This is a genomic window from Thioclava sp. UBA3469, assembly GCF_002378135.1.
Classification (GTDB): domain Bacteria; phylum Pseudomonadota; class Alphaproteobacteria; order Rhodobacterales; family Rhodobacteraceae; genus Thioclava; species Thioclava sediminum.
In genome coordinates this window covers 1-5,414 of the sequence record NZ_DFRG01000101.1, presented here as the reverse complement: position 1 = coordinate 5,414, position 5,414 = coordinate 1, and the positions used below count along the sequence as shown (strand labels likewise).

General features: G+C 66.8%; 5 protein-coding genes. 3 read left to right on the top strand and 2 right to left on the bottom strand.

Going from position 1 to position 5,414, the window contains the following annotated elements; translation table 11 throughout:
• Window positions 1-15: 15 nt before the first annotated feature.
• The 3 genes from mrdA to B3D39_RS08505 are packed head-to-tail and all read left to right on the top strand — an operon-like array spanning window position 16 to window position 4,045.
• On the top strand, window positions 16-1,965 hold the full coding sequence (gene mrdA / locus B3D39_RS08515) for a penicillin-binding protein 2 (protein ID WP_078570036.1): 1,950 nt from the start codon (window positions 16-18) through the stop codon (window positions 1,963-1,965).
• Window positions 1,962-3,107 (top strand): rod shape-determining protein RodA, encoded by a 1,146-nt coding sequence (rodA, locus tag B3D39_RS08510; RefSeq protein ID WP_078570035.1) that lies wholly within the window; start codon window positions 1,962-1,964, stop codon window positions 3,105-3,107. The genes mrdA and rodA overlap by 4 nt, the downstream gene beginning before the upstream one ends.
• Window positions 3,104-4,045, top strand: coding sequence for a 2-hydroxyacid dehydrogenase (locus B3D39_RS08505; RefSeq protein WP_274963855.1), 942 nt, complete (start codon window positions 3,104-3,106; stop codon window positions 4,043-4,045). Before rodA ends, B3D39_RS08505 begins: the two co-directional genes overlap by 4 nt.
• 63 nt (window positions 4,046-4,108) lie before the next feature.
• Here B3D39_RS08505 and hisG read toward each other — a convergent pair whose 3' ends face one another.
• Both hisG and B3D39_RS08495 read right to left on the bottom strand, forming a co-directional pair.
• Window positions 4,109-4,822 carry an ATP phosphoribosyltransferase gene (gene hisG, locus B3D39_RS08500; protein WP_244176591.1) on the bottom strand — a complete coding sequence of 238 codons (714 nt, stop codon included), beginning with the start codon at window positions 4,820-4,822 and terminating at the stop codon, window positions 4,109-4,111.
• The coding region (locus tag B3D39_RS08495) for an ATP phosphoribosyltransferase regulatory subunit (RefSeq protein WP_274963856.1) at window positions 4,819-5,414 on the bottom strand (596 nt) is incomplete at its 5' end. The genes B3D39_RS08495 and hisG, both read right to left, overlap by 4 nt.

Below are 5,414 nucleotides of genomic sequence, written 5' to 3'. Positions count from 1 at the left end.
GTGAGGGGGCCCAGAATGAGACGATCCCCGAAAGAGACCGAAGTCAGCACCCGCCGCATAACGCGACGCGGCTTGCTCTTGGGTGGCGCGCAGGCGGCGGTCGTGGCCGTGCTGGCAGCGCGGATGCGCAAGATGCAGCTCGAAGACGCCAAGCAATACCGGCTGCTGGCCGAGGGCAACTCGGTGAAAATCCGGCTGATCCCGCCGGCGCGCGGTCTGATCTTCGATCGCAACGGGGTCATGCTTGCGGGCAACGAGCAGAATTACCGTGTCACGATCACCCGCGAGGATACCGACGACGTCGATGCGACGCTGGCCGCTTTGCGCCGTCTGATCCCGATTACCGATGGCGATACGAAAGACATCCTGCACGACATCCGCCGCCGTCCGCCCACGACGCCGGTCACCGTGGCCGACCGCCTGACATGGGACGAGTTCTCGCGCGTCGCGGTGAACGGCCCCTCGCTGCCCGGCGTCAGCCCCGATGTCGGCCTGTCGCGCCTCTATCCCCGCCGCGAGGATTTCGGCCATGTGATCGGCTATGTCGGCCCGGTCTCGGATTACGATCTGAGCAAGATGGAAGACCCCGACCCGCTTCTGCTGATCCCGAAATTCCAGCTGGGCAAAACCGGGATCGAGGCCAAAGAGGAAAGCGTGCTGCGCGGCGCGGCCGGGCAGCGGCGCGTCGAGGTGAACTCCGCCGGGCGCGAGATGCGCGAGCTGTCGCGCGAACCCGGCCAGCCCGGCGAGAACCTTCAGCTGACGCTCGATTATCGTCTGCAGAACTATGCGCTGCAGCGGTTGGAGGAGGAATCCGCAGCGACCGTGGTGATGGATGTGACCAATGGCGACGTGCTCGCCTGCGCCTCCGCACCGAGCTTCGACCCCAACCTTTTCGTGCGCGGGATTTCGGTCGCCGATTATCAGCGCCTCACGCAGGACGATCACCGCCCTCTCGCCGACAAGACCGTGCAGGGCCTCTACCCGCCGGGCTCGACCTACAAGATGGTCACCGCGCTCGCCGCGCTGGAGGCGGGGCTGGTGACGCCCGAGGAAACCATCTGGTGCCCCGGCTATGTCGAGATCGCGGGCCGCCGCTTCCACTGCTGGAAGGGCGCGGGGCACGGCCATGTGAACATGACCAAGAGCATGGAGCAGTCCTGCGACGTCTATTATTACGAGCTGTCGCAGCGCGTTGGCATCGACAAGATGAGCGACATGGCCAAGCGTCTGGGCGTGGGCGTCCGGCCCGACCTGCCGATGTCGGCGGTGAAGGAGGGCGTGGCCCCCACCAAGGAGTGGAAGCGGGAGCGCTACGGCAAGGACTGGCTGATCGGCGACACCGCGAACGCGGCCATCGGTCAGGGCTATGTGCTGGCCTCGCCGATGCATCTCGCGATCATGGCGGCGCGCATCGCCAGCGGGAAGAAGGTCGAGCCGCGTCTGATCCGCGCCCGTGACGGGGTCGAGCAACCGATCCGCGTCACCGATGATCTGGGCGTCGAGAAGGTCTATCTCGATAGCGTGCGCAAGGGGATGACCGCGGTGGTCAACTCCTCGCGCGGCACCGCGCGCGGCTCGCGCATCGCGATGAAGGAATGGAAGATGGCGGGCAAGACCGGCACCTCCCAGGTCCGCAACATCACCAAGGCCGAGCGTGCCCGCGGCGTGATCCGCAACGAGCAGCTTCCCTGGAACCGCCGCGACCACGCGCTCTTCGTGGCCTTCGCCCCGATCGACAATCCGCGCTACGCGGTCTCGGTCGTGGTCGAACACGGCTCGGGCGGCTCGACGGCCGCCGCCCCGATCGCGCGCGACGTGTTGCTGTTCGCGCTGGCGGGCGGCCTGCCCCCGGACGATGCGTACCCGTCCTTCGCCCGCGCGAAGGCCAAGGAGCTGAACGAAACGCTCGATCTGGTCGACCCCGACACCGTGCAGAAGCCGCAATCGAGGTCGCGCGCATGAGCTATCTCGAGAGCAATCTCAAAACCGTCCCGACGGGATGGCGCAAGATTTTCTATCTGAACTGGCCGCTGGTGATCCTGCTGACGGCGGTCGCCTGCGCGGGCTTTCTGATGCTCTACTCGGTCGCGGGCGGCAATATCCACACCTGGGCCGAACCGCAGATGAAACGTTTCGCGCTCGGAATGATCGCGATGTTCACCGTGGCCTTCATCCCGGTCTGGTTCTGGCGCAATGTCTCGGCGCTGGCCTATTTCGTGGCGCTTCTGCTGCTGGTGGCGGTGGAGTTCTTCGGCGCGATCGGCATGGGCGCGCAGCGCTGGCTCGAGATCGGCCCACTGCGTATCCAGCCCTCCGAGCTGATGAAGATCACCCTCGTGATGCTGCTGGCCGCCTATTACGACTGGCTGCCCGTCGAGAAGGTCTCGCGCCCGCTTTGGGTGTTCATCCCGGCGGTGATCATTCTCGCGCCGACCTTCCTCGTGCTGGCCCAGCCCGACCTCGGCACCGCCGTGATGCTGGTGCTGGGCGGGGCCTTCGTGATGTTCGCAGCCGGGGTGTCATTTTGGTATTTCGGCACCGTGATCGCGCTTGTCGTCGGGCTGGTCTTCGGCGTGATGGAAAGCCGCGGCACGGACTATCAGCTGCTGCACGACTATCAGTACAAGCGGATCGACACGTTCCTCGATCCGGGCTCCGACCCGCTTGGTGCGGGCTACAACATCATGCAGGCGCAGATCGCGCTCGGCTCGGGCGGCTGGTCGGGGCGCGGCTTCATGCAGGGCACGCAATCGCGGCTGAACTTCCTGCCCGAGAAGCACACGGACTTCATCTTCACCACGCTCGCCGAGGAGTTCGGCTTCGTCGGCGCCTTCTCCCTCCTGATGCTTTACACCGGCATCATCGGCTTTGCGCTTTATACCGCGATGGCAACGAAGGACCGCTTCGCCTCGCTGCTCAGTTTCGGGGTCGCCGGGACGTTCTTCTTCTTCTTCGCGATCAACATGGCGATGGTGATGGGGCTGATGCCTGTCGTGGGCGTCCCCTTGCCACTGGTGAGTTACGGGGGCACCGCCATGATGATCCTGCTCGCGGCCTTCGGGCTGGTGCAAAGCGCCCATGTCCATAGACCGAGGCAAAGATGATCCGCGTCCTTTTCGCCGACAAGCCCGAGAACTGGGCGCGTTACGAACGCCCGCTGACCGAGGCCATCGCGGCCACTGGCGTCGAGGCGCAGATCGTCCAGCCGGACGAGATCGACCCCGCGCAGGTCGACTATGTCGTCTATTCTCCGCAGGGACCGGTACAGGATTTCACCGCCCTCACCGGCGTGAAGGCCGTGCTGAATCTCTGGGCCGGGGTGGAGCGCGTGGTCGGCAACGAGACCCTGACCCAGCCGCTGTGCCGGATGGTGGATGCGGGACTGGAACGCGGCATGGTCGATTACGTGACCGGCCATGTGCTGCGCTATCACCTCGGGATCGACGCGACGCTGACCCAGCAGGACGGTGTCTGGCGCCATGACGGGGGCGTCCCGCCCCTGGCGCGCGACCGCTCGGTGGTGATGCTGGGACTGGGCGCTTTGGGAAAGGCCTGCGCCGAGGCGCTCGCGGGTCTGGGCTTCAAAGTCACCGGCTGGAGCCGGTCGCCGAAAGACATCCCCGGGATCACCTGCCTGAGCGGCGATGACGGTCTGGCGGAGGCGCTGTCGAAAGCGGAGATTCTCGTCTCGATCCTGCCCGACACGCCCGAGACCACCAACCTTCTGAACGCGGGCACGCTGACGCAGATGCCGAAAGGCGCGCGGCTCATCAATCCGGGCCGCGGCACGCTGATCGACGATGACGCGCTGCTGACGGCGCTCGATCGCGGCCAGATCGGTCATGCGACGCTCGACGTGTTCCGCGTCGAGCCCCTGCCCCCCGAGCACCCCTATTGGGCGCATCCCCACGTGACGGTGACGCCCCATATCGCCGCCGAGAGCCGGGCAGAGACCGCCTCCGAGGTGATTGCCGAGAATATCCGGCGGGGCGAGGCAGGCGAGCCGTTCCTGTATCTCGTGGACCGGTCGCGCGGCTATTGAGCGGCGCAGGCCGGGGGGTTCACACTCCCGGACCCCCGTGGGATATTTCGACCAAGAGGAAGATCAGAGCGTTGGCGCGGGTAGTCCGAGCTGCTGAGCGAGACCCGCGAGGCGGCTTTCCTGCCCCGACCAATCGGCAGCGCGCGAGGCAAACAGCGTCGCCTGAGACTGGTGGATCAGACCGTCCGAGAGGATCTTGAGGTGGTTCGCGCGCAGCGTCTCGCCGCTCGAGGTGATGTCGGCCACGGCCTCGGCGGTGAGGTTGGCGATCGTGCCCTCGGTCGCGCCTTGGCTGTCGACGAGCTGCCAATCCGCCACGCCCTCGCGGGTCAGGAATTCGCGCACGAGGCGGTGGTATTTCGTGGCGATCCGCAGGCGGAAGCCGTGGGTGGCGCGGAAGCGGTGGGCGGCGGCGTCGAGGTCTTCGAGGCTGTCCACGTCCGACCAGCAGGCCGGCACCGCGATGATCAGGTCGGCATGGCCGAAGCCCATCGGCGCGAGATCGGCGACCTGACTTTCCCAGTCGGCGAGCTTCTCACGCACGAGATCGGAACCGGTGACGCCCAGATGGATACGCCCCGCCGCCAGTTCGCGCGGGATTTCTCCGGCTGAGAGCAGCACGAGCTGCACGCCCTCGGCCCCTTCGACCGCGCCCGCATATTCGCGCTCCGACCCGGTGCGCTTGAGCGTGATACCCGCTTGCGCAAACCAGTCGAAGGTCTTCTCCATCAGACGCCCCTTGGAGGGCACACCGAGTTTGATCATGGCCTCGCTCATGCTTGCGCCTCCAGATCGGCCATCAACCCTGCACGGATCACGCCGCCCACGGCGGGGATTTCGCGCCCCTGCCCCAGTTGCCGGGTCAGCGCGTCGTAGCGCCCGCCGCTCGCGACCGGCGGTAGTGCCGGATCGGCTGCGGTGAAGGTGAAGACGAAGCCGTCGTAATATTCCATCGTCGAGCGCCCGTGGCTCGCGTCGAAGGTGATCGCGGCGAGGTCAATGCCCCGCGTGGCGAGCGCGTCGAGGCGCTTTTCGAGCCGCGCGATGGCGGGTTCGATGGCAGCGATGTTCAGCGCGCGCAGGGCGGCAGGTGCCTGATCGGCGGCACAGCGCAATTCTGCAAGCTTGCCCATCGCGGCGACCGCATCGGTCGGGATCGGCGCGGCGGCGGCATCGGCGGCCAGCGTGGCGATCCGCGCCTCCATCTCCTCGCGCGAGCGCAGCCCGATCCACGGCGCGCCGGAGCGCTGGCCGGTCAGCAGATCGGCGCGGGCTTTCGGCACCTCGACCTGCCCCGAATAGCGCGCAAGCAGATGCTGGAAGCGTTTGGGGCGCCAGATGTGACGGGCAAGCGCGGCCTTGCGTTCGG